Origin of the sequence: Anaerobutyricum soehngenii, from assembly GCF_009697165.1 — a bacterium.
In the GTDB taxonomy this organism is placed as follows: Bacteria; Bacillota; Clostridia; order Lachnospirales; family Lachnospiraceae; genus Anaerobutyricum; species Anaerobutyricum soehngenii.
The window spans coordinates 1-1303 of sequence record NZ_VULP01000068.1; the positions used below are offsets into that span (position 1 = coordinate 1).

The following is a 1303-nucleotide window of genomic DNA, read 5'->3' on the forward strand; positions in this document are numbered from 1 at the left end:
TTTCACATTTTTTTCTTATATATAAGCCGCCTGTTCTTCTTTTTTTACAAGATAACGCAGATTTCTTTTTGGAAGAAGGGCATCTGTTTTCTTTGCCTGCAGGCACAGAAATAAGCGGAAAAAGCATTGTGATACTGACGAAAAGGATAACCGGGGCGATTCGCCTGCTGTCCTGTTTTCTGATATAATAGAGATAATCTTTAGAAAAGGAAGGTCTCTGTTATGCAGATGAGATATACAGAAGAAAAACTGAATACGTTTTCGAAAGAAACACTCATCCAGCTGTTCCTCGCACAACAGGAGCAGCTTTCAGAGATTGATAAGAAACTGCAGCTGGTATTGGAACAGCTTGCGGTCATGAACCAGAACCGCTATGGGAGAAAGACGGAACAGATGCCAGTGCCACAGCAGATGGCATTTGCCGATGTGAACGGAGAGCTGGTAATGTTTAATGAAGCCGAGGCACTGGCTTCTCTGGATGAAAATGAGGAAGAGACTGTTTCAAGGAAGTATCCCGTAAAGAAAAAAGGAAAACGGGAAGCAGACCTTTCCGGGATCCCTGTCATAAAAGTGGAACATTATCTGACAGAAGAAGAACTGAAGGAACGTTTTGGAAAAAACGGATGGAAGCAGCTTCCAGATGAGATATATAAACGGTATCGTTTTGTCCCTGCAAAAGTAGAAGTGGAAGAACATCATGTTGGTGTTTATGCAAGTAAAGATGGGGACAGCATGACAAAAGCACCGCATCCGGTAAGCCTCTTAAGAGGAAGTCTTGTTTCTCCTTCCCTTGAAGCAGCCGTACTCAATGGAAAATATATCAACGGAGTACCATTTGCCAGACTGGAAAAAGAGTTTTCCAGATATGGGCTTGCCATCACCCGACAGAACATGGCAAACTGGACAATCGAATGTGCAGAACGGTATCTTGCCGTATTCTATGATTATCTGCACAGGTATATTTATCAAAGCATGGTCATCCATGCAGATGAGACGTCAGTCCTTGTGAGAAAAGACGGAAGAGATGCCGGGAGCAAAAGCTTTATGTGGGTGTATTGTACCGGCGGGGGAGAAGAAAAAGCCGTCATTCTCTATGAATACCAGAAAACAAGAAAAGCAGACCATCCGGAAAAGTTCCTGAAGGATTATGAAGGAGTCTGTGTGACAGATGGTTATCAGGTATATCATAAACTGGCAAAAGAAAAGGGAGATCTGACCGTAGCTGGATGCTGGGCACATGCAAGACGCCGGTATGAAGAAGCCGTAAAAGCCCTGCCTGCAAAGAGCCGGAAGAGCAGTCTTG

Annotated in this window: 1 protein-coding gene; it reads left to right on the forward strand. The window is 43.9% G+C overall.

Annotation, left to right across the window (positions count from 1 at the left end):
* Positions 1 to 222: 222 nt before the first annotated feature.
* On the forward strand, positions 223 to 1303 hold a 1081-nt coding region (gene tnpC / locus FYJ25_RS14330; protein WP_243145765.1), incomplete at its 3' end, for an IS66 family transposase.